We start from the raw sequence: 25,897 nt of genomic DNA on the forward strand, positions 1-25,897 counted from the left end.
CCCCGGTTCCGTCGCGTTCATGCAGATCGGGGGTGGCCACTCCTGGCCAGCTCGGGTTAGGCCCTGACCTTTATCACCGAGGGTGAACCATCAGGAACTCTCGGTGTTTCCCCTGGCGGTGGAGGGGAGGATGGTGTCCACGGTTTCGGTCGCCACTCCGAGGGCACGCAGTACGAACCGGGTGACCAGCGCGTGGGTCCCGTCGAGGTCGATCTCGTCGTTGACCAGAGGTAGTCGTTGGGAGCCCACCATGGACAGGGTGAGACCGGCGGTGCGCTCGGCGGGCAGGTGGTCGAACTCCCCGGCCGTGACGCCCTCCTCGATGATCTCGGTGAGCAGACGCTGCATCGGGGCGACGTGCGCGGCCAGGGCCTGGTAGGCGTCCGGTCCCAGGCTGGCGCCCAGTTCGGCGGCGGGCGGGTGCGGGTGGGCGACGAGGCCCTCCAGTTGCAGCCGCACGAAGGCTGACAGGCGCCGGGCCGCCGAGACCCCCGATGGGAGTTCGCGCTTGTACCGCTCGACGAACGCGCTGTTGACCTGTTCGGTGAAGGCCAGGAGCAGGGCGGGCTTGTCCGGGAAGTAGTTGTAGAGCGCGGTGCGGGTGATGCCCGCGGCGTTGGCCACGTCGGTCATGGAGATGCGGTCGATCCCCTGTGCTCTGATCAGCCCGTCCACGGCGTCCATGATGCGGTCCCGGGTGCGGGCGCGGTGGGCGGCGATGGTCGGGGCCGTGATCTTGGGCATGTCCCTATGGTGGCACGCTGCGGCGGCCGGACTGGCATGTCGGGGCCGCAGCGGGGCCGGAGGGGTGAGGGGCGGGCCGGAGGCGAGTCAGGCGTGCTGCCTGCCCAGGTCGGCGAGGACCTCGGTGTTGAGCTGGTAGGCCAGGCGGGTCTCCCGGATGAGGAACTCCGCGGTGGCCTCGTCCGGGGCCAGGGAGTCGAGGCGGTCACGGTACCCGGAACGGAACTTCGGGAGGCTGCCCAGGGCGTCGAAGACGTAGAAGGCCACCCCCGCGTCGGGGGTGAGGCCGTAGGCCTTCTCGGCGATCCGGCGGATGAACTGGCCGCCGGAGACGTCGCCCATGTAGCGGGTGTAGTGGTGGGCGACGAAGCCCGCGGGGTGGTCGGCCATCTGTTCGATGCGCGCGACGTAGGTCCTGGTGGCCGGGGTCGGGGAGACCAGCCCGCGCCAGTCGGTGCCGAGCAGGTGCTCCAGGTCGGCCTCCAGGGCGGGGACGCGCTCCAGTTCCGGGTAGTGGAAGCGGCCTGCGACGGGGTCCTCGCGGAGGGCGCGGCCGACCCGCTCCAGGGCCACGTAGGCGAAGTGGTGCTGGGCGACCATCTCGGTGTAGCCCGCGCGCGGGAGCTCGCCCGCGAGCAGGGCCTCGGTGAAGCCGTGCTGCTCGGCGGTGGCGTGGTCGCCCCGGGTGGCGGCCCTGAGTCGTTCGGAGAACGGTTCGCCGACGGTGGGGGAGGCCGTTGCGGGGGCCTCGGCCGTTGTGCTCATCGGCACTGTCCGCCTCTCGCTTCGGGGTCTTTATGACATCATGTCATTTAGGTGCGCGGCGCTGTCAAGGCGGATACGACGCTCTGTCATATAAAAAGGGATACAGGGCTCATTTGGAGTGCCCTGCGTCACATGGTTCACGCGCTCCTGCACGCGCACCTGCATGCTCTGACCACCTACGCGATCGCCGCCCGCATCCGGATGCCCCGCGCGCCCGGGCCTGCGCGCACGCGAGGTGGGGCGGCCGTGTCCCCCCGGCGTTGGGTGTGTCTCGTCTCGTCCGCTGGTCAACTGGTCGCCAGGGCGTTTATCGTTTGGGTGTCGTGCGGTCCGAACCGCCGGGAAGACCCGAGGTGTCCGCCTCGGGCCTCCGGCATGACAACGCACCCCACGGACCCACGAACCTTGAGGCGATGAGTGGATACCAGGAGAACAGGGCACGATCCCGTGACGGTGATCGGTGACGAAGCGGCCAACGCCGCCGACGGCGCTGCGACACACGGCAGCGCCGCCCCGGGTGACGACACCGTCCTGGACGACCGGGTGGAGGCTACCGTCGAATCGGTTGACGTCCTGCTGATCGAAGACGACCCCGGCGATGCCCTCCTCGCCGAGGAACTCCTCGCGGACACCGCACTGACCACACGCATCACCTGGGTCTCCACGCTCGAGGCGGCCCGCGAACACCTCACCGACTTCCGCGGTTGCGTCCTGCTCGACCTCAACCTCCCCGACGGGCACGGCCTGGGCCTGCTACGCGAGGTCCTCGGCAGCGCGCCCTCAGCCGCGGTGGTGGTCCTCACCGGCCTCGACGACGAGCACGAGGGCATCGCCGCCGTCGCCGCGGGCGCCCAGGACTACCTGGTCAAGGGCCAGGTGGACGGTTCCCTGCTGGCCCGGAGCCTGCGCTACTCCCTGGAGCGGCGCCGCGCCGACGAGAACGCCCGCCAGCTGCGCGAGGCGCGGATGCGGGCCCGCGAGAACATGCGCCTGGAGCGCGGCCTGCTGCCCCAGGTCCTGCTCGGCCGTTCGCCGCTCAGCCACCGTGCCTACTACCGGCCCGGCCGCAAACGCGCCCTGGTCGGCGGCGACTTCTACGATGCGGTCGAGAAGGACGGCACCACCCACGTCATCATCGGCGACGTCAGCGGCCACGGCCCGGACGAGGCCGCTCTCGGCGTCAGCCTGCGCATCGCCTGGCGCACCCTCGTCATGAGCGGGGTCGCCGAGGAACGCGTCCTGCCCAACCTGGAGGACCTCCTGGTCAGCGAGCGCGCCCAGGAGGAGATGTACGCGACGCTGTGCATGGCCAGCCTCGACACCGGCAGTGACCGGGCCCGGGTGCGCGTCCTCGGCCATCCGCCCCCCATGGTCGTCACCGACGGTGTGGCGGAGGAGATCCAGGCCGTCCCACAGCCGCCGCTGGGAGTCTTCCCGGTAGATCAGGACGAGGCGGCCGAGATCGTGCTGCCCAAGGGCGCGAGCATGTTGTTCTACACCGACGGCCTGGTCGACGCCTACGACGGCGGACCGCCCGCGCGCCTGGAGGTCGCGGGTCTGCGTCGGATGGTGAACGGGGCGCTCACCCAGGGCGTGGCCCTGAACAACCTGCCCGAACACCTGGTGGACGAGGCGGAGCGCAGCAACGGGGGGCCGCTCCAGGACGACGTGGCGATGCTGCTCGTCAACCACGGAGAGCCGGAGTGAGCTCCCCCGGGGAGGGACATCGCACCATGGACAACGAGCCCGGAACGGATCCGGTCCCAGGGGAGGGGGAAAGAGCCCGGAGGTCCTTCGGAGGGGCCTCCTCCGTCAGCGCCTCCCTCCGCAACCGGGTGCACTCCAGCAGGCACTCCTGGAGCCTGCGCCGCCGGGTCACCAGCCTGCTGACGGTGGTCGCCGTCGTTCTGGTGCTGGCGGTCTCGGTGATCACCCTCGCCGCCTTCCAGGCACGCGACTCCCTGACCCGCCAGGTCGACTCGCTCACGCCGGGGCTGAGTACCGTCGAGCAGACCCGCTCGGCCTACCTCAGCCAGGACCACGCCCTGCGCGGCTACATCCTCACCGGCGACCGCGAGTTCCTGCAGCCCTTCGTCGAGCAGCGGATGTCCCTCGCCGAGTACCGGAGCGCCCTGACCACCCTGGCCGAGGAGAACGAGGACGTCGCGCCCAAGGTCGAGGAGCTCATCGCGGCCGGCGAGGTCTGGAGCGAGGAGTTCGCCGAACCGGTCCTGGAACAGGTCCGTACCGGCCAGACACCGACCCAGGAGGACCTCCAGCGCGGCCGGGTGCTGTTCCTGGAGCTCAACCGGGCCGCCGACGCCACCACCAACCACCTCGAGAGCGAGATCCAGGAGGCCCAGAGCGGGCTGACCCTGGCCACCCAGCAGGTCGTGGCCCTCCTGGTGCTCGTCGGCCTGGTCGTGGTGTTCCTGTCGGTCTTCCTCTGGGTGATGCTCCAGCAGTGGGTGCTGCGCCCCCTGGAGGACCTGGCCGGGCACATGCGCCAGGTCTCCGAGGGCTACTACGCCCACCGCATCTCCCTGCAGGGACCACCGGAGATCGTCCAGCTGGGCCAGGACGTGGACGCCATGCGCGAGCGCATCGTGCACGACCTGGACGAGGTCGCCTCGGCGCGGCGCAAGCTGCAGGAGCAGTCCAGCCTGCTGGAGCACCAGACGGAGGAGCTGCGCCGGTCCAACCTGGAACTGGAGCAGTTCGCCTACGTCGCCTCGCACGACCTCCAGGAACCGCTGCGCAAGGTGGCGAGCTTCTGCCAGCTGCTCCAGCGCCGCTACCACGGCCAGCTGGACGAGCGCGCGGACTCCTACATCGACTTCGCGGTCGAGGGCGCCAAACGCATGCAGACCCTCATCAACGACCTCCTGGCCTTCTCCCGGGTCGGGCGCACCAAGAACTTCGCCCCGGTCGACCTGAACGTGGCCCTGGACGACGCTCTGAGCAGTCTGGAGACCCGCCTGGAGGAGGCGGACGCCGAGATCACCGGCGATGTCCTGCCCACCATCGAGGGCGACCGCACCCTGCTCACCCAGGTCTTCTTCAACCTCGTGGGCAACGCGGTCAAGTTCCGCGGCGAGGACGCGCCCAAGGTCCACGTCAGCGTGGAACGCCAGGACGACGAATGGGTGTTCTGCTGCACGGACAACGGCATCGGCATCGAACCGCAGTACGCCGAGCGGATCTTCGTCATCTTCCAGCGCCTGCACACCAGGGAGAAGTACACCGGTACCGGTATCGGCCTGGCCATGTGCAAGAAGATCATCGAGTTCCACGGCGGACGCATGTGGCTGGACACGGGCGCAGAGGACGCCGAAGGGGCCGAAACCGCCGAGGGCGCGGACTCCGGCCGGACCGGAACCCGCATATGCTGGACCCTGCCCGTCGACACCCAGGCGGAGGAGGAAGATCCGGTTGCTGTGGAGGGAACCGGATCGACCGCTGATACCGATAACCATGTTGAGGGCACCGAGGCAGTCGAGTCCGCCCCCGCGGACGAGACGCCGACGGCCACACGAGAGTCCAGCGGCAACGAGCCGGAGACCGGGGTTCCCACGGGTCAAGAACCCGAAGGGGAACCCCGTCCCCGGCCCGGCGGTGCTGGCGGTACGGCTCCCCCCGGTCGCGGGGCGGGGCCCGTATAGGGGTCTGAAAGCTTGAGCGAGGTCATGTTGGTGCATCCCATTGAGGTGCTGCTGGTCGAGGACGATCCCGGTGACGTCCTGATGACCAAGGAGGCGTTCGAGGAACACAAGCTGGGGAACCGGCTGCACGTGGTCTCGGACGGCGTCGAGGCGCTCCGCTTCCTGCGTCGCGAGGGTGAGTTCGCTGATGCCCCCCGCCCCCACCTGATCCTCCTGGACCTCAACCTGCCGCGTAAGGACGGCCGGGAGGTACTGGAGGAGGTCAAGAGCGATGACAACCTCGCGCACATCCCCGTCGTGGTACTCACGACCTCGGAGGCCGAGGAGGACGTGCTGCGCAGCTACCGCCTGCACGCCAACGCCTACGTGCCCAAGCCCGTGGACTTCGAGCAGTTCATCAGGGTCGTGCGCCAGATCGACGACTTCTTCGTCACCGTCGTTCGGCTCCCCAAGAGCTGATCCGGGACCCGGATCCGGGGACGAGGGCCGCACTCACCGCGCCGGACCGGGTGGGTGCGGCGGTTTTTCGTTACGGTAAGGGCATGAGCCTGCCGGAACCGCGTGAACCCGCTGGTCCCTACCGCGTCAGTGTGGTGTGTCTGGGAAACATCTGCCGATCGCCCATGGCGGCGAAGGTGCTCACCGCAGACCTCGAACGCGCCGGAATGAGCGACCTCGTGGAGGTCGACAGCTCCGGCACGGGCGACTGGCACGTGGGCGGCGGCATGGACCCCCGTGCCGCCGCCACACTGCGTGTGCACGGGTACCTGACCGACCACACCGCCCGCCAGTTCGACCCCGAGGACCTCGCCACCAGGGACCTCGTTCTGGCGATGGACCTGGACAACCTGGACGAGGTGCGCCGCGCCGTCGACGAACGGGGGGCCGAGTTCGGCTTCGACATCTCCCGGCTGCGACTGTTCCGCTCCTTCGCGCCCGGGTGCGGCCCCAACCCGGAGGTCCCCGACCCCTACTACGGGGGAGACGACGGGTTCACCGCCGTCCTGAACATGGTCGAGGCCGCCGCCAAGGGGCTCACCGGGGAACTCGTATCCCGGCTGCGGGGCTAGCCGCTTGAACAGGGAGATGATCGTGCGGTCCTTCGGACCCGGGGGCCCGGGGGACGGGCCGGAGCGACCGCGCCGGGATCCGTTGACCGGGACCCTCGCCGAACGTGTCTCTGCCCTGCTGGGCCGGGAGGTCCGGCGGGCCGCCAGGGCCGGGAGCAGCCACGACTGGACCCTGTCCTACGCCGAGTTGGCCGACGGTACCCGGCTGTTCGTCAAGTCCCTGGCGCGCGGGGCCGAGCCCACGGGGGTGCTGGTCGCCGAGGCGCGCGGACTGGAATGGCTCGGGAGGTGTTTCGGCTCCCCGGCGATCGCGCCCCTGGGGTGGGACTCGCACCTGCTCGTCCTGCCGTGGATCGAACAGCGCGAACCCACACCCGCCGCGGCCGAGCGGCTCGGCAGACAGCTCGCCGGAACCCACCTCACCGGGGCCGACGGTTTCGGTGCGGACTGGACCGGTTACATCGGTCCGCTTCCCCTGGACAACACCCCGTCCCGGAACTGGCCGCGCTTCTACGCCGAGCAGCGGCTGCGCCCCTACCTGCGCCAAGCCCTGGACCAGGGTGCGCTGACCCCCGCCGACGCGCGTGCCGTCGAGAAGGTGGTCGACTCGGTCGAGGAACTGGCCGGGGAACCGGAACCACCGGCCCGTGTCCACGGGGACCTGTGGAACGGCAACGTGCTCTGGCGTGAACGCGACGCGGTGCTCATCGATCCCGCCGCGCACGGCGGCCACCGCGAGGCGGACCTGGCGATGCTGGCCCTGTTCGGCCTGCCCTACCTGGACCGGGTCCGCGACGCCTACAACGAGGTCGCCCCGCTGTCCTCGGGGTGGCGGGGTCGGGTGGCCCTGCACCAGCTGCACCCTCTGCTCGTGCACGTGTGCCTGTTCGGAGCTGCCTACCGGACCACCGCTCTGGAGGCCGCGCGGACCGCGTACCGCGCCGGCTGACCCGTGCTCCGGTGCCCGCCACGGTGGGGGCGGCGCCGGTGCCGCCCCCACCGGGCCGTCAGCCCTTGACGCTGCCGGCCAGCAGCCCCCGCACGAAGTAGCGCTGCAGCAGGAAGAACACGATCAGCGGGACGATGATCGACACGAACGCCCCCGCGGTGAGCCGGTGCCAGGCCTCGCCGCGGGTTCCCGCGAGTTCGGCCAGCCGGACGGTGAGCGGCGCGGTCGCGGTGTCGCCGCCGGCGAAGATCAGCGCCACCAGCAGGTCGTTCCAGACCCACAGGAACTGGAAGATGCCGAGGGAGACCAGGGCGGGGGCGATCAGCGGAAGTACCACCTTGCGGAAGATCGTCCCGTGCCCGGCACCGTCCACGCGGGCGGCCTCGAAAAGCGACTTCGGTAGCTGCGAGATGAAGTTGTGCATCAGGAAGATGCCCAGCGGCAGACCGAAGATGGTGTGCGCCACCCACACGTTGGTGAACGCCATGGCACCGGAGAGCTCCCAGGCGGGGAGGATCTGGGCGCCGCCGACCGACACACCCTGGGAGAAGAAACGCAGCAGCGGGACCAGGGACATCTGGAGCGGGACGATCTGGAGCGCGAAGATCCCGAGGAACACCCAGTCACGGCCGCGGAAGTCGATCCAGGCCAGAGCGTAGGCCGCCAGGGCCGCGACCCCCAGGACGAACACCGTCGAGGGCAGGGTGATCACGAACGAGTTCACGAAGTGGCTTGCCAGACGGCCGTCGTTGGCGTTGCCGAAGAGTACGTCCCGGTAGTTGTCCAGGGTCACCTCGGGGGAGCCGAAGAACGTCCACCAGCCGGTGGTACGGATCTGTTCGGCGGGCCGGAACGAGGAGATGAACAGCCCGGCGGTGGGCAGCGTCCACACGACGGCGATGACCAGCGCCGCGAGGCTGGCCGCGCCGCCGCTGAGCCGTTTGCGGACCCGGTCGGCGGCGCCCCGGTCGGCGGGCGTCTCGCGTGCGGCGGGCGCGGCGGCCCCGGGGAGGGTGTCGTTCGTGCTCATGTCAGCTCCCTGGCCTTGCGGTTGCGCCGGATCTGGAAGGCGACCAACGGGATGACCAGGACGAACAGGAACACGGCCAGGGCCGATCCCTGACCGACCTGGCCCTGGGAGAACGCCTGGCTGTACATCTCGTTGGCGATCACGCTGGTGCCGTAGTTGCCGCCGGTCATGGTGCGGACGATGTCGAAGATCTTGAGGGTCTGCACCGAGATCGTGATGAGCACGACCAGGAGGGTGGGCCAGACCGACGGCAGGGTGATGCGGCTGAACAGTTGCCAGGGGCCGGCGCCGTCGATGCGCGCGGCCTCCACGATCTCGGCGGGGATCGCCTTGATGGCCGCGGACAGGACCACCATCGCGAACCCGGCCTGGACCCAGATCAGGACCAGGATCAGCAGGAACGTGTTGAGGGGTTGTTCGAGCAGCCACAACCGGGGCTCGCCGCCGAACCACACGACGATCTGGTTGAACAGCCCGTACTGCTCCTGGTCGGCGGGGCGGTAGGCGTACACGAACCGCCAGATGATGCTCGCGCCGACGAACGAGATCGCCATCGGCATGAACACCAGCGACTTGGCCACGGACTCGAACCGGGAGCGGTCGATGAGCACGGCGTACAGCAGGCCGACCGCCGTGGCCATGACCGGGGCGAACAGTACCCACAGCATGGTGTTGAGCAGGACCTGGAGGATCTCCGGGCGCTGGAACATCCAGAGGTAGTTGGCCAGTCCCACGAACACGTCGCCGTTGCGGTCGTGGAAGGACAGGATGGTGGTGCGGATGACCGGGTAGACGAGCCCGCCGAGAATGAGGACCGCGGCCGGGCCGAGGAAGAAGGCCGCCTGCCACCGGTCCCGCTTGCTGCGGGGCGCGTCGAGCAGGACGAGCATCAGGCCGATGACGCCGAGGAAGGCGACGATCCCGATGAGCATCCACACGAGCTTGGGCAGCTCGTTCAGGAAGGAGAACTCCATGGAAGACCTTTGGTGGTGCCTGGAGAGGTGGAAGGGGAGGGCGGGGAGGGCCGCGCGGCGTCACTGACGCCGCGCGGCCGGGAACTTCGGGCACGGGCCGGAGCCGGGGCGGGATCGCGCCTCAGACACCCGTTGAGGGGCGTCGGGCAAAGGCCCCGAGCAGACCCGGGGTTACGGCCAGGCGGACTCGACGCTCTCCAGGACCGTTGCGGTGTCGGCACCGGTCACCCAGTCGACCATCCCGCTCCAGAAGACGTTGGTGCCCACGGAGGAGGGCATGGCGTCGCTCCCGTCGAAGTGGAAGACGGTGTCGGGGTCGTTGAGGACCTCGGCGGTGAACTGGTCGGTGGGGTCGGCCAGCAGGGACTGGTCCAGCTCCTGGTGGGCGGAGACCCAGGAGCCCAGGGAGGCGCGCTGGTTGGCGTACTCGGCCGAGGAGAGGTACTCGTGCATGGCCACGACCTCGTCGCGGTCGTCGAAGGAGACGACGAACTCGCCGCCGCCCATGATCGGAATGTCGGAGCCGGCCTCCAGCGGGGGCATGACGAAGCCGTAGACGTCGCCGTCCTCGCCGATCTCGACGTCGTCCTCGAACTGGGCGCCGTAGAAGGAGCCCATCAGGTACATGGCGCAGCCGCCGTCGAGGAGGGGCATCCCGGCCTCCTGGAAGGAGGTGACGGCGATGCTGTCGACGCCGCCGAACGTGCCGTTGACGTAGTCCTCGTTCCGGATGACCTCGTCGGCCAGGTCGAAGGCCTCCTCGACCTCGGGGGAGTCGAAGGCGATGTCGTGGGAGATCCAGTCGTGGTAGACGTCCGTCCCGGAGGTGCGCAGGAGCGCGTTCTCGATCCAGTCGGTGCCGGGCCAGCCGGTGGCGTCGCCGGACTCGAAGCCCACGCACCAGGGCTTGGTGCCGTCGGCGGCGATGGCGTCGCTGAGTTCGATCATCTCGTCCCAGGTCTCGGGGACCTCGTGGCCGTTCTCGGCGAAGTAGCCGGGCGAGTACCAGACCATCGACTTCATGTTGGCGCCGAGCGGGGAGCCGTACAGGTCGCCGTCCACGGAGGCGTAGCCCTGCCAGTCCTCGCTCCACCCCGACTCGACGTTGCTCTGCACGCCGTCGGCGACGGGGAGGGCGTGGCCGTCGTTGGCGGCGCGCTCCAGGAGGCCGGGCTGGGGGATGAAGGCGAGGTCGGGCGCGTTGCCTCCGTCGAGGCGGACCGGTAGTTGGGCCTCGAACTCACCGCTGCCCTCGTACTGGACGGTGATGCCGCTGCAGGCCGCGAAGTCCGCCCAGGACTCTTCCAGGAGGTCGCCCTCCTCGTCACGGATGGACGCGTAGACGGAGACGGTGCCCCCCGTGCCCTCCCACTGTTCGTAGGGGGAGCAGTCGATGTCGGAGGTGTCGACGGTGCTGCTGTCGCCTCCGCTGAGATAGGAGCACCCGGAAACCAGGAGGGCCAGGCCTCCGGCGGCCGCGGCCAGAGTGCGTCGGTGGACCGGACTGGGCATGGGCGTTCACTCCTTCGGCACGCACACCCGCCGGTGTTGCGGATGTGATTCAGGTCATGCGCCCTTCGATGAAAGTCGTATTCGGGGATTTTGTCCATGCCCTGCGCAAATTCTTGCGTAACGATCTGAAATCTTGCAGGTGAGCCGTGTGGACAGGGGTTTTGTCATCGGAAAGGTGGGATGTCGGCTCGGGCCTCGGTGCGGAGCCCGAGCCGGCCACCGGCGGTGCGCCGTACATTGGGGGCATGGCTGACGCACCCACCAGCCCTGGTCAGGGCACACCCGGACATGACGGACCCGAACTGCACGTCGCCCTGATCGGCTACGGCAAGGGCGGGGAGGTCTTCCACGCCCCCCTTGTCGACGCTGTGCCGGGATTGCGCCTGTCCGCCGTGGTCACCGGATCGCCCGAACGCCGGCGGGCCGCGCAGGCACGGTACCCGGGGGTCACCGTGTACCCCACCGCCGCCGACCTGTGGGCCGACGCCGGGCGTTACGAGATCGCGGTCGTCAGCACCCCCAACGACACCCACGCGCCCTTGGCCCGTGCCGCGATGGAAGCGGGCATGGCGGTGGTCGTGGACAAGCCGTTCGCGCTCACCTCGGCTCAGGCGCGGGAGCTCACCGAACTGGCGGAGGAGCTCGACCAGGTGCTCACCGTCTACCAGAACCGTCGCTGGGACGCCGACTTCCTCACCCTGTGGCAGCTCATCGAGGAGGGCTCCCTGGGACGGGTGCACCGCTTCGAGTCGCGTTTCGAGCGGTGGCGCCCCGAGCCGAAGGGGACCTGGCGCGAGATCGGGGGAGTGGAAGACGGTGCGGGCCTGCTGTACGACCTGGGTCCGCACCTCATCGACCAGGCGGTCAACCTGTTCGGCCCGGTGGCCTCCGTCTATGCCGAGACCGACTCCCTGCGCGAGGGCGTACAGGCTGACGACGACGTCTTCCTCGCCCTGCACCACGTCCGCGGCACGCGCTCCCACCTGTGGATGAGCGCTCTCAGCGCTCAGAACGGCCCCCGCTTCCGGGTGCTCGGGGACGAGGCGGCCTTCGTCAGCCACGGATTGGACGGCCAGGAGGCCCGACTGACCGCGGGGGAGCGCGCGGACGCGCCCGACTGGGGTGTGGTCCCCGAGGCGGAGTGGGGCCTGCTCGGGGCCGACGGCCGGACCAAGCCGGTGCCCAGTGAGCGCGGCGCCTACCCGGAGTTCTACGCCGGGGTGCGCGACGCCGTCGGTGAGGGCGAACCGCTGCCGGTGGACCTCCACGAGGTGATTCACGGCCTGGAGGTCATCGAGGCGGCCCGGTGCAGCGCCCGAACCGGGTCGGTGGTGGAGCCGGCGCGGCACTGACCGCACCTCAGCGCTCCGGGACCGCGTTCCTGGTGAACGCGGTCAGGTGCTCGCGCAGCTGGTCCAGGACCTCCTCCTCGGAGGGGTCCCGGCCCAGGACGAGGCGGGTCAGCTGAGGAGTGATCTGCGGCCAGGCGGCCAGGCCGACCAGTGTGAGGAGCAGGTGGCGGGCGTCGGAGGCCGAACCTCCGACCGCCTCGGCGAGGGCGGCGGCCTTGGCGTCGTAGAGCTTCGCGCGCTCCTCCTCGCCCGGGACCGGGGAGTCGCCGTAGTGCAGGGCCTCCCACAGCAGCAGTCGGAGCACCTCGGGATGGGCGCGGTGGTAGTCGAAGACCCGGACGACGTAGGAGGCGGGGTCGCTGTCGTCGGTGAGGGTCACGGCCCGTGACAGTTCGTCGACCGCCTCCCCGACCACGTGCCGGAACAACTGTTCCTTGTCGCCGAAGTGCGCGTAGATCCGCTGTTTGTTGACCCCGGCGCGCTCCGCGATGCGATCCACCCTGGCTCCGGCGATGCCGTGCGCGGCGAACTCGTGCCGCGCGGCTGCCAACAGGAGCGCACGGGTGTTCTCGGTACGCGAGGTGTTGTCCATCCCACGATGATAACCAACCGGTTGGTTATCGAGGATCTTGACAACCAACTAGTTGGTTTTAAACGATGGGGCCATGTCCACAACACAGGCCACCAGTCGGTCCGCCGTCACGGCCCTCTCCCTGACCGGCGTCCTCGTCGTCGGTCAGCTCTACGCCGTTCTCCCGCTCATGGCGCCCATGGCACGGAGCTGGGGTTCTGACCAACCCACCGTCGCCTGGTCGGTGACGGTCTTCGCCATCGCCTACGCCACGGGTTTCCTCGCCTCCGGCCCCGCCGCCGACCGCTTCGGTCCCCGCCGGGTCATCGTCGCGGGAGGGCTGGCGACCGCCCTGACCACCGCGGTGGTGGCCCTGGCACCCGGGGCCGCCACGGGGCTGACCCTCAGAGCCCTCCAGGGCCTGGCGGCAGCCTCCTTCGCACCCGCCGCGTTCAGCTACATCGCCACCAGGGTCCGCCCCGAACACCGGGTCGCCGCCATCACCTGGCTCACCAGCTCCTTCCTTGCCGCAGCCGTCATCGGTCAGCTCGCGGCCCAAACCCTCGAACAGGTCATCGGCTGGCGCGGCGTGTTCACCGCCTCCGCGGCAGCCCTGGCCGTGGCCGCGAGCGTTCTACGTCTCGTACTCGCCTCCGACCGGCCCTCCCCGACCTCCGGGAACGGCGGCATGCTCGCCCTGCTCCGTGACCGCCGACTCCTCCTGCTCTACGGAGCCACCGCCACCGTTCTGCTCGGTTTCGTCAGCGTCTACAGCGGTCTCGAACTCTCCGGTCCCGCCTGGCTCGCGGACCACCCCCAAGCCCTACTGCTCCTGCGCGCCAGTGCCCTGCCCGCCATGCTCGCGGTCCCTCTCCTGGGCTCCCGCCTGGCCCGCTACGCGCCCGAAACCAGAGTGCCCGCCGCTCTCATCGGTGCCGCCGTCGCCGTGGCCGCCACCGGTCCGGCCGCCCACCTGGGCCCCCTCGCCCTAGGGGCGAGCCTGCTGGCCCTGGCCGGATGCGTCGCCGTGGCGGCGCCCGCTCTCATCCAGGCCATCGGCCTGCACGCCGGCCCCGCCCGGGGGTCGGCCACTGCCCTCTACACCTTCACCCTCTTCATCGGTGCGGGCCTGGGCCCCCAACTCGCAGCCGCCCTGTCGGGCCAGGGCTTCACCGTGCTCACCCTCAGCACAGCAGCGGTCCTGGCCGCCGGAGCAGCTCTGGCAAAACGCAAACCGATCCACTCCCAAGAGGGCGTGAGCCCCAGCCCTGCACCGTAGTAAGCGGCACAACCCCAACCCCCTCAACCCCTGGGGGTTGGGCGTGCGCTTTCAGGTGACGGCACCCCAGGGGGTTTGGGACCCCCACCCTGCGCTGTTGTCAGGCGGGCGGTGCAAACCCCCTCAACCCCAGGGGGTTGGGCGTGCGCTTCCAGGTGACGGCACCCCAGGGGGTTTGGGACCCCCACCCTGCGCTGTTGTCAGGCGGGCGGTGCAAACCCCCTCAACCCCAGGGGGTCACAAAACGTGCATCTTGCCCGCCCTCCCCCAGTGGTGGGGGTTGGCCGGAGCGCGGTGGGCGGCGCCCGGACACAGGGGGTTTTCGCCAGGGCTGGGGACACGCATCTCTGGAACACATCAGTGATCCAGGGGGTTGGCGAGCTACGGGCCTCGCCCTTTTCCAGAACCAGACGTAGAAAGATCAAGCACGTCCCGCGAGGTGCGTAGCGGCCTCCGAGTACGCCCGACATCAACCCCCACAGGGCTCAGCCGGACGAACACCGGGCCCAAGCCACCCCAGGGGGTTGTCCTGAACCCCCACCACAGACCGTTTGAACCAGCACCCACGCAACCCCCCGCACCACAGCGGGTTGGCTTGAAGCTCAGACACAGCCCGCTCGAACCACATCCCCGAACCTTCTCCTTGGGCCTATGTTGGAAGAGGGCTGATCGGGGGTTCTCCAACACACACCCACCCACCCTGGACCACCTGCCCGCCCACCCCGCTCCCAATCCCAACCCCACCTACGCCTCACCTGCTCACCGACCCCGCACCAAACTGTCCTAAGACGCTCCAAGCCGCACCAAAACCACCACCCCACCGAAGGAGAAGCGCCGTGGCCCAGGTCCTCGTGGTCGCTGACGATCTCACCGGTGCCAACGCCACCGGCGCCCGTTTCGCACGTACCGGGATGCGCGTGGCCACGGTGACTCCCGAGCACGTCAGCCGGGTCGCCGGTGACTACGACGTGGTCGTCGCCAACCTGGACAGCCGGCACGTCCCCGCTGAACAGGCCGCTGACCTGGTCACCGACGTGGTTGAGGCAGTATGGCCGGTCGGCCTCGTGGTCAAACGCACCGACACCACCCTGCGCGGCAACATCGGCGCCGAGATCCAGGCCGCCTACGACGCGGTCCGCGACCGGGTCCCCACCGGAACCCGGGTCCGGGTGCTGTTCACCCCCGCCTTCCCCGGCTCCGGCCGGATCACCGAGGACGGTGTGCAGCTGCTCAACGGGACACCGCTGGAACGCACGGAACTCGCGGTCGACCCCCTCTTCCCGATGACCACCAGCGTGGTCGCCGACATCCTCGGAGCCCAGACCGATCTCGCCGTCCGGCATGTGCCGGTCCGCCAGATCACCCAGGAGATGCTCACCGCGGAGCTCCTCGCCGGGGACGAACCGATCGTGGTCTGCGATGCCAGCAGCGAGCAGCACCTCACCGACATAGCCGAGGCCGCAGCGGCGGCACACCACTCCGACGGCACCGTCTGGGTGGCCGTCGACCCGGGACCCACAGGCGCCCTGCTCGCCTACGCCCTGCGCCTGCGCGGCCAGGCTGGTTCTCGCGGACCGTTGCTCGCGGTCGCGGGCAGCACCACCGAGCTCACCCGCCGTCAACTGGCCACAGTGGCCCGTACCGGCGCCGTGCGGTTCGTGGACGTGGACGCGGTAGCCCTGGCGGACCCCGAGAGCGACCACGCCGATGAGGTTGCCGAAGAACTCACCACACAGCTGTCCTCTTCGGGCTTCCCCGAGCTGTGTGTGCTGCGGATGATCACCACGGCCGAACAGGTCCGGGAACTCCCCGCTCAGGCCCGCGCCGAACTGCCGGGCCGGATCGCGGGTCTGGTCGCGGACGTGGTCAACGAGCTCGCCGACACGGTGGGGGCCCAGGCTCTGCCCAGCGGTCTGTACCTGACCGGCGGCGACCTCGTCGCCAGCCTCCTGGACGAACTGGATGTGCACGCCTTCGACGTCGGCGGTGAGATCGTCCCGCTCGCCGTCCACGGTCACCTCAGCGGAGGCCCGCTGGACGGTACGCCCGTGGTGGCCAAGGGCGGGTTGGTCGGTGACGACATCACCTTGGTCGAGTGTCTGGCCAAACTGAGAAGGGCTGTCCAGGCCCGCCTGCACCAGGTGCACTCGGAGGTTTCCGAACACGTGATCCCAACCCTGGTCAGGGAAAGCTGAGGGGTGTGCGGGTGCGGTTTTCCGCGCGGGACAGGGTGTCTGGGGGTGGTGGGTTGGGGTTCAGGACCCGTTGTGGTGCTGTTGGTTGAAGAGTGTGGGAGACCCGCTGTGGTGCGGGGGGTTGCGTGGGTGCTGGTTCAAACGGTCTGTGGTGGGGGTTCAGGACACCCCCCCTGGGGTGGTCTGGGCCCGGTGTTCGTCCGGCTGAGCCCTGTGGGGGTTGATGTCGGGCGTACTCGGAGGCCGCTACGCACCTCGCGGGACGTGCTTGATCTTTCTACGACTGGATCTGGAAAAGGGCGAGGCCCGTAGCTCGCCAACCCCCCTGGGGTGCCGTCACCTGGAGGTGCACGCCCAACCCCCAGGGGTTCAGGGGGGGCGGGGCCGTGTGGGTTACTACGGCGGATGGTGGGGCCCTACCCCCTGGGGTGCTGTCACTTGCAGGGGCACGTTCAACCCCTGGTGTGCGGGAGCCTGAGAGGCGCGACAGAACCCCAGGGGTTGACTGCGGCGGGGGCCGTCACCCGGACGGCCTCCTGGGCGGGAAGGTCAGGCCGACACGATGTGGGTGAAGGTGAGCTTGTCGATCAGTTCGGCGAGGGGTTTGGGCGCCTCCAGCGGTCCCATGTGCCCGAGACCGGGGAGCACCCGGACCTCCTCACAGTTCTGCACGAGGTCCCCGATGTGGTGGGCGTGCCACGCGGGGGTCAGCTTGTCCTCGTCTCCGCCCACGACCACGGTGGGGGCGGAGATCTGACGGGTGGAGTCGTCCAGTTCCAGTTCGGTGAGGACCCTGCCCCACTCGCCGCGGGGGATGCTGCCGCAGTCGTGGACGAGCTTGGCGCACAGGCGTTTGTTGGCCTTGTCCGTGTTCCTGCCCATGACCAGGAACTTGAAGATCTCCGCGGACAGGGCGTTGGGCGGGCCCAGGGGGAGGGGCGCGGTCAGGAAGATCCTGGCGCCGAGGGTGCCAAGAGCACCGGGGAGGGGGATGGCGGTGGACTTCCTCGGCAGGTCGGTGCATCCGGTGTTGGTGAGGAGCACGGCGCCGACCTTCTCCTTGAAGGTCTCGCGTGGAGCCGCGGCCATCACGGTCATACCGCCCATGCTGTGCCCGGCGACCAGGGCCCTGCGCCCTTCCGGCACGGTCGCCTCCAGGACCGCGCACAGGTCGTCGGCGAGCTTCTCGGTGCCGTACCCGGCTCGGGTGATGGGGGTCTGGGTACGGCCGTGCCCGCGCTGGTCGTAGAGGACCACCCGCAGGCTCGGGTCCAGTTCCCGGACCACGGGCCCCCAGGAGGCCAGGGAGGTCGCCCAGCAGTGGGAGAGGACCACCGTCGGGCCGTCGGCTGGTCCGCGTACCTCGACGTGCAACCGGGTGCCGTCGGCGGAACGCACCTTGAGTTCCTGGGCGTGGCCCACGTGTCGTGTCGCCATCAGGGGTTACCTCTCACTCGGGGGAGCGCCGCGGCGGTCGGTGCGACCGCCGCGGCGCGGGGGGTGTCCCTCCAGGTCGGCGCGTGAACTGGAGGGACGTCTTCGGGGCGGCCTCAGCCGTCGAGGTCGATCTGGGGGACCGCGAAGGGCGGGGTGCCCGACCCGTTGACCGGGTGCCCGCCCCAGAGGTTGGGGGTGTCGAGTGTGCCGACCCCCTCGTGGCCGTCGGGTGTGCGCACGATGACGGTGCGCACACCGCGCTCGTAGGCCCTGGTGATCCCGGGTTCGGCCGACAGGCGGCCCTTCCACCGGTAGTCACCGGTCAGCGGTGAGAAGTGCCCGGCCAGGTGGGCCTGGACCTCGAAGCCCTCCGAGGACTCCTCGGAGAGGAGGACCGTCACCATGCCCCGGTACTCCTCTTCCCCGTCGTCGAACCCGCTCATGATGCTTCTCCTTCTCTGGTCCCGTCAGGCCGGGACGGCGTCCTTGCGCTTTCCGCCGCCCCGCGGGACACGGCGCAGGTCGTAGTTGTGCGGGTCGAACCAGCGGGTGCGCAGGGCGTAGTTCCAGGTGAAGGTGGGCCACAGGGTGGTGTTGCGGCCCTCCTCGTTCAGGTACCAGCTGTCGCAGCCCCCGGTCACCCACACGGTTCCCTGCATGGACTTGTCGATCATCCTGTTGTAGGCGCGCTGGGCTTCGGGGCGGGGTTCCAGGCGGTCCAGCCGGTTCCGGCACGCGTACTTGAGCGCTTCCATCGTGTAGCGGATCTGCGCTTCGATCATGAACACCTGGGAGGTGTGGCCCAGGCCGGTGTTGGGGCCGGCGAGTACGAACGCGTTCGGGAACCCGTTGACGGTGGTGCCGCGGAAGGCCTGGACGTTGCTGCCCCAGTGCTGGGCGAGCGAGCGGCCCTCGGAGTTGTACAGGCGGTGCGCGATCGGCGGGTCGGTGACCTGGAAGCCGGTGCCGAGGATGATCGTGTCGACCTCGTGCTCGGTCTCCTCGCCGGAGGGGCCCCGGGTGACCACGGAGTTCGGCCGGACCTCGACGATGCCGTCGGTGACCACGTCCACGTTGGGCCGGGCCAGCGCGGGGTAGTAGTCGTTGGACATCAGGATGCGCTTGCACCCGGCGCGGAAGCTCGGGGTGAGCTTGGCGCGCAGGGCGGGGTCCTTGACGCTGCGGTTGATGTTGGCCCGGCCGAGGCGTTCCACGATCCCGAGCAGCTTGGGGTTCTTGGCGAAGCCGAAGATGTAGCTCTCGCGGCCCCAGTAGATGCTCTTGCGGGCGATCTGCTGCGCGCCGGGGACGTTCCGGTAGAGCCAGCTCTCGGCCTTGGTGATGTCTCGGTCGTGGCGGAACATCACCCACGGGGCGGTGCGCTGGAACAGCGTCAGCCTGCCGACCTTCGGCTGGATCTTCGGTACGAACTGGATCGCGGAGGCGCCGGTGCCGATCACGGCGACCTTGCGGCCGGTCAGGTCGTGGTCGTGGTCCCATGCGGCGGAGTGGAAGAGCTTGCCCTCGAAGGTGTCGAGGCCCTTGATGTCGGGGTAGGTGGGATCGGCGAGGGGGCCGGCGCCGCTGACCAGGAACTGCGCGGTGACGGTGCCGTCGGTGGTCTCGATCCGCCAGCGGTTGTTCCCGGGCTCCCAGTGCGCGGCCCGGACGTCGCTGTTGTAGCGGACGTGCTGGTCCACGCCGTTTTCGCCGGCGACCCGCTTCATGTAGTCCCAGATCTCGGGCTGCGGCGAGAAGGTCCGGCTCCAGTTGGGGTTGAGCGCGAAGGAGAACGAGTACAGGTGCGAGGGAACGTCGCAGGCGGCGCCCGGGTAGGAGTTGTCGCGCCAGGTGCCGCCGATGCCGTCGGCCCTCTCCAGGACCACGAAGTCCTTGAGCCCGGCCTGCCTGAGGCGGACAGCCATACCGATCCCGGCAAATCCGGTGCCGATGACGGCGACCCGGTAGTGCGGCACTGCTTCGGTCACGATGCTGTTCCCTTCGTGCGTCCCGGTTCGGCCGTGGAGACTTGCGTACCGACCGGTAAGTATGGTCCCCGGGGGCGTGGCGCGTTTCGCCCCCGGGGGGAGGGTGTCGGGGGCTGAGCGCGTGGCGCGTCCGCTCTCAGCTCCCGACGTCTGGGGGACCACCGCCGGAAGACGTGGCGCGTTTCGCCTTCCGACGGCGGCGTTCTTGGGAGGGGGAGTGCCCCTCGGGGAGTCGGCTAGCTGCCGAGCAGCCCGGCCTTCTTCCAGAAGTACCGGCCCAGGCCGGAGATCGCCCCGGCGGTGTCCAGCGTGTTGACCACCTTGCGGGCGGCCCAGGTCTTGGTCTCGACCCAGTGCGTGTTGCCCTTGGCGACCCGGTAGGCCTCCTTGGGGTCGAGTCCGACCTGCTCGTAGACCTTCGGGTTGATCAGGCGGGTCGCGGAGTAGTAGGTGACCAGGCCGAGCACGATCCGGCTGTAGGCCTTGTTGAGGGCGCTGCGCTCGGGCCAGTCGCGCTGGAACTCCTCACGGGCGTAGCGCATGTGGCGCGCTTCCTCGGTCACGTGGATGCGGGCCACGGCGCGCACCAGCGGCAGGATCTGCTCGTCCGGGACGGCCTCGCGCTGGAGCTGGTCCAGGACCTCCTCGACGAAGAGCGCGCCGGCGAAGATCAGCGGTCCGTGCGCGATCGCCTTGAAGACGCGGCCGAGGTGGAAGGTGACCGGGTCGAGCCGGTGCGTCTCCCAGCCGAGCTTGCGCACCATCTTCGCGAACATGACCGTGTGGCGGCACTCGTCGGCGATCTCGGTGTAGGCGTACTGGACGTGCAGTGACGTGGGGTCGTTGTGGTAGGCGTGCCGGACCAGCATCTGCATCAGGATCGTCTCGAACCAGATGCCGATGGTGGCGACGCTGGCGACCTCCAGGCGGGACAGCTCCTTGCGTTTGTCCTCGCTGAGCTGGTCCCACAGGTGGGTGCCGTAGATCGAGATGCGCTCGGGCCGGATCGCCCACATGTCGGGGTCGACCGGGGCGTCCCAGTCGATCTCGACCAGGGGGTCGTAGGAGGCCTTGGCGGAGCCGCGCAGGAGGCGCTTGGCGATGTCCTCGCGGTCGGTGACCTTGGGCTTGGCGACTACTTCGGCGGTCATCTCTTGTTCCTCCTCAGGAAGCGCTGGTCTTGGCGTGCGGGGAACCGTGGCGTGCGTGGAGCCCCTGGGCGATCTCCGCGTCCGCGAAGGCGCCGTCCGTGAGGAGCAGGCCGAGCTGGAGCGACACGATCTGTTCGGTGGTGGCGGGGAAGTGCTTGGTCAGGTGGAGGGCCGCGGTTCCGAAGGCCGTGCAGGCGACGTCGCGCGGGGGGCGTTTGGCGGCCGCGGCGCGGACCACGGTCATCACGGTGTCCCGCTTGGTCTCGGCGGGGACCACCCCGTCCAGCGAGGCGCCGGTGGCGCGCGAGCTTTCGTGGATGGGGGTGTCGACGAAGCCGGGGTAGACCGTGGTCACGCCGACGTGGGTGCCGTACTCGGCGCGCAGGGCGTCCGAGTAGGCGGTCACCGCGCGCTTGGAGACGGTGTAGGCGCCTGCCAGGGGGACCTGGAGGTTGGCCAGCAGCGAGGCGGTGACGATCACCCGGCCCCGGCTCTGGAGCAGGGCGGGCATCGCGGCGGCGGTGACCCGCCAGGTGCCCAGGAGGTTGACCTCCAGCGCCTGGTGGGCGTGGGCGTCGGGCATGTGGCCGATGTCCACGGACGGGCCGACCCCGGCGTAGTGGACGAGCAGGTCCAGGTGTCCGCCGAGCTGCTCGATCGCCTCGGCGACCCCTTCGCGCACCTGCTGGTCGTCGGTGATGTCGCAGGCGATGACACCGGGGGCGGCCTTGCGGTCGATGCCGACGACGTTGACGCCGAGCTGGCGGAGGACCGCCACGGTGGCGCTGCCGAACGCGCCGGAGGCGCCGGTGACGATGGCGTTCTGGCCGGACAGCCGGCTCAGGTGGCGCGGCAAGGGGGTCGTCATGTGATCTCCTCCACAGTCATTGCCGGAACGTTACAACGGCCATTGTCACAATGCAATGGGTAGTAGCCGGAAATTTACTCGCGAGTAAGGTTCGGGGGTGCCTGGCGGCGTCGGATGCCGTGTCCCGGCCCAGGTGGGGGTTGTCGGCGCTCCGGGGGTTCAGTCGCAGGTCGGGGCGGGTGTGCTCGGATACGGCTCCGGGGTCGCGCGAACAGGCGCGCGACCCCGGAATCCGCCCCGGTCACGATCGGGGCACTATCGGCCGAGCAGTCCGGCCTTCTTCCAGAAGTACCGGCCCAGGCCCGAGATCGCCCCGGCGGTGTCGAGCGTCTTCACGACCTTGCGGGAGAGCTCGGTCTTGCTGTCGATGAAGCGGGGGTTGCGCCGGGCCGTCCGGTGCGCCTCACGCGGGTCGAGGCCGACTCGCTCGTAGACCTTCCGGTGCACCAGCCGGGTGGCCGAGTAGTAGGTGACCAGGCCGAGGACGAGCCTGCTGTAGGCCTTGTCCAGCCTGCCGCGCCCGATCCAGTCGCGGTGGAACTCCTCGCGGGCGTAGCGGATGTGCCGGGCCTCCTCGATCACGTGGATCCGGGAGGTGGAGCGCACGACCGGCTCGATGCTCTCGTCGTCGATCATCTCCCGCTGCAGCTGGTCGAGGATCTCCTCGACGAAGAGCGCGCCGGCGAAGATCAGCGGCCCGTGGGCGAGGGCCTTGAAGACGTTGCCCAGGACGTGGGCCACGGGGTCGATCCGGTAGGCCCTGGAGCCGAGCTTCTCGATCGCCTTCGCGAACATGACCGTGTGGCGGCACTCGTCGGCGATCTCGGTGTAGGCGTACTGGACGTGGTTGGTCGTGGGGTCGTTGTGGTAGACGTGCCGGACCAGCATCTGCATCAGGATGGTCTCGAACCAGATGCCCGTGGCCATGGTGCTGGCCATCTCGAGCCGGGACAGTTCCCTGCGCTGGTCCTCGCTGAGCCGGTCCCACAGGTGGGTGCCGTAGATGGACACCCGCTCCGGGCGCATGCCCCACTTGTCATCGAGGGGAGCCTCCCAGTCGATCTCCACCAGGGGGTCGAAGGAGGCCTTGGCGGAGCCGCGCAGCAGGCGTTTGGCGATGTCCTCGCGGTCGGTGAGCTTCGGTGTGCGGACGTTTCCCGCGGACATGGATCCCTCCAGGGGGTGTTCCGTGCCGGAGGCGCGCCGAACGGGCGGTTCGCGTGATGTGACCCCGTTCACTCCGATTTTCTAGAACGTTACAATCTCTGTTGACAACGTTCAACGGCGCCGAGGGGCGGATTTACTGATGAGTACGGCCCTCCAGGGTCTCTAGGCTGGTTCCATGGCCGAATACCGTATTGACGAACTCGCCCGGCTCGCCGACACGACGGTGCGCAACGTCCGGGTCTACCAGGACCGAGGACTCCTCGCGCCGCCCCGGCGCCAGGGCCGGGTGGGCATCTACTCCGAAGCGCATCTGGCACGTCTGCGGCTGATCGGCCAACTGCTCCGCCGGGGCTACACCTTCGCCAACATCGGCGAGATGTTCCAGGTGTGGGAACGCGGCGGTGACCTCTCCGAGATCCTCGGCTTCGAGTCCGCCGTGGGGGACGCCTGGAGCGACGAGATAGCCGACTACGTCAGCCTCGGGGACCTGCGGGAACTGTTCGGCAAGGGGGTGACCCCCAAGACCATAAAGCGGGCTCTGGACCTCGGTGTGCTGGAGCGCGACGGGCTGCGGTTCCGGGTCCCCAGCCCCCGCCTCTTCCACGCCGGCGTCGAACTGGTCAAGCTCGGCATGACCGTGGACTCGGTCCTGGACATCGCGGAGAACCTCCGGCTCAAGATCGGTGACGTCTCCGAGCACATGGTCCGGCTGGTCGCCGACCACATCATCACCGAACACGCCCCCGGGACCGTGATCCAGAGCGAGGACGTCGCCCAGATCGCCGAGCTCATCCGCAGGGTGCGCCCCCTGGCCCAGCAGGCCGTGGACGCGGTCCTGGCCCAGGAGATGGCCCACCACCTCACCAACGTCCTGGGCGACCACTTCGCCGAGGCCATGGAGCACCTTCAGGCGCAGGACCAGGCGGGCCGGGACATGGAGGGCCTCCCCGGGCCCTCCTGAGTCCTGCCGAGCACTCCGGGACCCCGTGCCTCCTCCAGCCCTCCCGGGACCGCCGGACAGTCGCCCCGACGCTTCGGCTCACCTGACCCCCGCTCCCTTCGGACCCCCGAGACCCCCGCTCCCCGCAGACCTCGACCCCCGGACGGGCCGCGGGCCCGGACACCGCATCAGTGTCCGGGCCCGCACGCCGGGTCGGTCCCGCGGATTCCGCACCACCTCAGGCCCCGGACTCCTCCGCGGCGGCCCCGTCCGACCTCCCCCCGGACTCCTCCGGCCGCTCGACGGACTCCTCCGCGGCTCCGGTGGGGTCGACCACCGACAGCGGCAGCGACTTCGTGAAGCGGAGCTCGGCGAAGGCGCCGGCCGGGACCGCCGGCTCCCTGGGGAAGACCGGCTCGGTGCGCCGGTACTCCGCGCCCTGCTCCGGCCGGGTGTCCTCCTCGCCCTTGTTCGGCCACATCGACATCGCCCGCTCGGCCTGTGCGGTGATGGTCAGGGACGGGTTCACGCCCAGGTTCGCGGTGACCGCGGAACCGTCCACCACGTGCACCCCGGGGTGCCCGTACAACCGGTGGTAGGGGTCGATCACACCGCTCTCGGGGCTGTCTCCGATCGGGCAGCCGCCCAGGAAGTGCGCGGTCATCGGGATGTTGAAGATGTCGCCGACCGTGCCGCCCGGGTATCCGTCGATCCGGTCGGCGAGCCGGGTGGCCGCCTCCTGGCCCTCGGGGATCCAGGTGGGGTTGGGCTCCCCGTGGCCCTGGCGGGAGGTGAGCTTCTTCCCGCCGAACAGGCCGCGTCTGACGGAGGTGGTCAGGGAGTTGTCCAGGGACTGCATCACCAGGCCGATGATGATCCGTTCGGACCAGCGCCGGTTCGAGAGGCTGCGCATGAACACGTACGGGTGGCGCGCGGCCAGGCCGAGGAAGCGCAGCCAGCGCGGGACCCTCCCGCCGCCCGGTACCTGGATCGCGGTGAGCAGCCCCATCGCGTTGGAGCCCTTGCCGTAGCGGACCGGTTCGATGTGGGTGTTCTCGTTCGGGTGGATGGAGGAGGTGATGGCCACGCCGCGGGTGAGGTCCTCCGGCGGCGGTACCTGCTTGCTCATGGCGCCGACCAGGGCCTCGGAGTTGGTCCGGGTCAGGGTGCCCAGCTTCGCGGAAAGCCGGGGGAGCATCCCGCTGTCCCGCATCCGGTGCAGCAGGGTCTGGGTGTTGTAGGTCCCGGCGGCGACCACGACCTGGCGCGCGGTGAACGTGCGGGCGTTCTCCCGGCGCCGGGGCGCGTCGGTGCGCACGGTGTCGACCGCGAATCCGCCGCCCCGGTCCCCGGGGAGCTCGCGCAGCCGCTCGACCGTGGTCAGGGGGTGCACCTCGGCGCCGCCACGCTCCGCGAAGTACAGGTAGTTCTCGGTGAGGGTGTTCTTGGCCCCGTGCCGGCAGCCGGTCATGCATTCGCCGCATTCCTTGCATGCCCTGCGTTCGGGACCCGCTCCGCCGAAGTACGGGTCGCCGACGGACTCGCCGGGGGCCGCCTTGTTGCCCTCGCCGTCGTCGCCGTCACCGAAGCACACACCGACCGGGGTGAGCTTGAAGGTGTCACCGACTCCCATGTCCTCCGCGACGGCCTTCAGGTGGACGTCGGAAGGGGTGAGGGTGGGGTTGGTGCGCACGCCGAGCATGCGCCGGGCCTGGTCGTAGAAGGGTGCCAGCTCCGACTTCCAGTCGGTGATGTGCTGCCACTGCGGGTCCTGGAAGAACGCGTCCATCGGGTGGTAGAGCGTGTTCGCGTAGTTGAGCGAACCGCCTCCGACGCCGGCTCCGGCCAGGATCATCACGTCGCGCAGCAGGTGGATGCGCTGGATGCCGTACATGCCGGCCTTCGGGGCCCAGAGGAAGTTCTTCAGGTCCCAGGAGGATGACGGCAGGGTCTCGGGGGTGAAACGTCGGCCCGCTTCCAGGACGCCGACGCGGTAACCCTTCTCGGTGAGGCGGAGGGCGCTCACGGAGCCGCCGAAACCGGAGCCGACCACGAGGACGTCGTAGTCGAAACCGTCTGCTGCTGGGGCTCCGTCGGCGGCGGGGGCTTCTGTGCGCTCAGGGGACATGGGTGGGGTCTCTCTCCAGGTCAGGAGCGGATGCCCGTAATGCGCCGGATACGAGTCCGCAACGATGAATGCGCCATCTAGAAATGTGACAATTCATATTGTAATGTTCGTCACT

Annotated in this window: 22 protein-coding genes; 9 read left to right on the forward strand and 13 right to left on the reverse strand. The window is 69.6% G+C overall.

Annotated elements, in window-relative coordinates; genetic code table 11:
• Positions 1 to 90 precede the first annotated feature (90 nt).
• Both ACUKCB_RS00270 and ACUKCB_RS00275 read right to left on the reverse strand, forming a co-directional pair.
• Complete coding sequence (locus ACUKCB_RS00270; protein WP_473038434.1) at positions 91 to 744, reverse strand: TetR/AcrR family transcriptional regulator; 654 nt, start codon at positions 742 to 744, stop codon at positions 91 to 93.
• Between the two features lie 87 nt (positions 745 to 831).
• Positions 832 to 1,509: a biliverdin-producing heme oxygenase gene (locus tag ACUKCB_RS00275; protein WP_473038435.1), complete on the reverse strand. Its 678-nt coding sequence runs from the start codon at positions 1,507 to 1,509 to the stop codon at positions 832 to 834.
• 447 nt (positions 1,510 to 1,956) lie between these two features.
• Here ACUKCB_RS00275 and ACUKCB_RS00280 point away from each other — a divergent pair, with 447 nt between their 5' ends.
• The 5 genes from ACUKCB_RS00280 to ACUKCB_RS00300 all read left to right on the forward strand — a co-directional run bounded on the left by ACUKCB_RS00280 (position 1,957) and on the right by ACUKCB_RS00300 (position 7,190).
• Entirely contained in the window at positions 1,957 to 3,216 is a 1,260-nt protein-coding gene (locus ACUKCB_RS00280) for a PP2C family protein-serine/threonine phosphatase (RefSeq protein ID WP_473038436.1), read from the forward strand.
• 26 nt (positions 3,217 to 3,242) lie between these two features.
• The gene (locus tag ACUKCB_RS00285; protein ID WP_473038437.1) at positions 3,243 to 5,171 is read left to right on the forward strand and encodes a sensor histidine kinase; all 1,929 of its coding nucleotides are present in this window, start codon (positions 3,243 to 3,245) and stop codon (positions 5,169 to 5,171) included.
• A gap of 24 nt (positions 5,172 to 5,195) precedes the next feature.
• A complete protein-coding gene (locus ACUKCB_RS00290) occupies positions 5,196 to 5,630 on the forward strand; it encodes a response regulator (protein WP_191275227.1) in 435 nt (144 codons plus the stop codon).
• Between the two features lie 83 nt (positions 5,631 to 5,713).
• A complete protein-coding gene (locus ACUKCB_RS00295) occupies positions 5,714 to 6,241 on the forward strand; it encodes a low molecular weight protein-tyrosine-phosphatase (protein WP_473038438.1) in 528 nt (175 codons plus the stop codon).
• Positions 6,242 to 6,257: 16 nt separating this feature from the next.
• Positions 6,258 to 7,190 carry a fructosamine kinase family protein gene (locus tag ACUKCB_RS00300; protein WP_473040874.1) on the forward strand — a complete coding sequence of 311 codons (933 nt, stop codon included), beginning with the start codon at positions 6,258 to 6,260 and terminating at the stop codon, positions 7,188 to 7,190.
• Between the two features lie 58 nt (positions 7,191 to 7,248).
• Here the strand turns inward: ACUKCB_RS00300 and ACUKCB_RS00305 are convergent, their stop codons facing one another.
• From ACUKCB_RS00305 to ACUKCB_RS00315, 3 genes are all read right to left on the reverse strand, one after another.
• Positions 7,249 to 8,220, reverse strand: a complete 972-nt coding sequence (locus ACUKCB_RS00305) for a carbohydrate ABC transporter permease (protein ID WP_473038439.1) — start codon at positions 8,218 to 8,220, stop codon at positions 7,249 to 7,251.
• Positions 8,217 to 9,194, reverse strand: coding sequence for a carbohydrate ABC transporter permease (locus tag ACUKCB_RS00310; RefSeq protein ID WP_473038440.1), 978 nt, complete (start codon positions 9,192 to 9,194; stop codon positions 8,217 to 8,219). The genes ACUKCB_RS00305 and ACUKCB_RS00310 overlap by 4 nt, the downstream gene beginning before the upstream one ends.
• A gap of 171 nt (positions 9,195 to 9,365) precedes the next feature.
• A complete protein-coding gene (locus ACUKCB_RS00315; RefSeq protein WP_473038441.1) occupies positions 9,366 to 10,706 on the reverse strand; it encodes an ABC transporter substrate-binding protein in 1,341 nt (446 codons plus the stop codon).
• A 245-nt stretch (positions 10,707 to 10,951) separates the two neighbouring features.
• Here ACUKCB_RS00315 and ACUKCB_RS00320 point away from each other — a divergent pair, with 245 nt between their 5' ends.
• Complete coding sequence (locus tag ACUKCB_RS00320; protein ID WP_473038442.1) at positions 10,952 to 12,058, forward strand: Gfo/Idh/MocA family oxidoreductase; 1,107 nt, start codon at positions 10,952 to 10,954, stop codon at positions 12,056 to 12,058.
• A gap of 7 nt (positions 12,059 to 12,065) precedes the next feature.
• On the opposite strand, the gene ACUKCB_RS00325 is transcribed toward ACUKCB_RS00320, so the two are convergent.
• On the reverse strand, positions 12,066 to 12,650 hold the full coding sequence (locus tag ACUKCB_RS00325; RefSeq protein ID WP_473038443.1) for a TetR/AcrR family transcriptional regulator: 585 nt from the start codon (positions 12,648 to 12,650) through the stop codon (positions 12,066 to 12,068).
• A gap of 73 nt (positions 12,651 to 12,723) precedes the next feature.
• Between ACUKCB_RS00325 and ACUKCB_RS00330 the strand changes: the two genes are divergently transcribed.
• Positions 12,724 to 13,908: an MFS transporter gene (locus ACUKCB_RS00330; RefSeq protein ID WP_473038444.1), complete on the forward strand. Its 1,185-nt coding sequence runs from the start codon at positions 12,724 to 12,726 to the stop codon at positions 13,906 to 13,908.
• A gap of 836 nt (positions 13,909 to 14,744) precedes the next feature.
• Complete coding sequence (locus tag ACUKCB_RS00335) at positions 14,745 to 16,103, forward strand: four-carbon acid sugar kinase family protein (protein ID WP_473038445.1); 1,359 nt, start codon at positions 14,745 to 14,747, stop codon at positions 16,101 to 16,103.
• Positions 16,104 to 16,652: 549 nt separating this feature from the next.
• Here the strand turns inward: ACUKCB_RS00335 and ACUKCB_RS00340 are convergent.
• The 6 genes from ACUKCB_RS00340 to ACUKCB_RS00365 form a co-directional block, all read right to left on the reverse strand.
• On the reverse strand, positions 16,653 to 17,540 hold the full coding sequence (locus ACUKCB_RS00340; RefSeq protein ID WP_473038446.1) for an alpha/beta fold hydrolase: 888 nt from the start codon (positions 17,538 to 17,540) through the stop codon (positions 16,653 to 16,655).
• Between the two features lie 113 nt (positions 17,541 to 17,653).
• Positions 17,654 to 17,983, reverse strand: a complete 330-nt coding sequence (locus ACUKCB_RS00345) for a DUF4873 domain-containing protein (RefSeq protein ID WP_473038447.1) — start codon at positions 17,981 to 17,983, stop codon at positions 17,654 to 17,656.
• Between the two features lie 24 nt (positions 17,984 to 18,007).
• On the reverse strand, positions 18,008 to 19,528 hold the full coding sequence (locus ACUKCB_RS00350; RefSeq protein ID WP_473038448.1) for a flavin-containing monooxygenase: 1,521 nt from the start codon (positions 19,526 to 19,528) through the stop codon (positions 18,008 to 18,010).
• Between the two features lie 236 nt (positions 19,529 to 19,764).
• Positions 19,765 to 20,679, reverse strand: coding sequence for an AurF N-oxygenase family protein (locus ACUKCB_RS00355; protein WP_473038449.1), 915 nt, complete (start codon positions 20,677 to 20,679; stop codon positions 19,765 to 19,767).
• Positions 20,680 to 20,692: 13 nt separating this feature from the next.
• Positions 20,693 to 21,547, reverse strand: coding sequence for an SDR family NAD(P)-dependent oxidoreductase (locus ACUKCB_RS00360; protein WP_473038450.1), 855 nt, complete (start codon positions 21,545 to 21,547; stop codon positions 20,693 to 20,695).
• A 255-nt stretch (positions 21,548 to 21,802) separates the two neighbouring features.
• Positions 21,803 to 22,714, reverse strand: a complete 912-nt coding sequence (locus tag ACUKCB_RS00365) for an AurF N-oxygenase family protein (protein ID WP_473038451.1) — start codon at positions 22,712 to 22,714, stop codon at positions 21,803 to 21,805.
• 175 nt (positions 22,715 to 22,889) lie between these two features.
• Between ACUKCB_RS00365 and ACUKCB_RS00370 the strand changes: the two genes are divergently transcribed.
• Positions 22,890 to 23,675, forward strand: a complete 786-nt coding sequence (locus tag ACUKCB_RS00370) for a MerR family transcriptional regulator (protein WP_473038452.1) — start codon at positions 22,890 to 22,892, stop codon at positions 23,673 to 23,675.
• Positions 23,676 to 23,892: 217 nt separating this feature from the next.
• Here the strand turns inward: ACUKCB_RS00370 and ACUKCB_RS00375 are convergent, their stop codons facing one another.
• Positions 23,893 to 25,782, reverse strand: a complete 1,890-nt coding sequence (locus ACUKCB_RS00375) for a GMC oxidoreductase (protein WP_473038453.1) — start codon at positions 25,780 to 25,782, stop codon at positions 23,893 to 23,895.
• Positions 25,783 to 25,897 lie beyond the last annotated feature (115 nt).

Source organism: Nocardiopsis moroccensis (assembly GCF_055763695.1).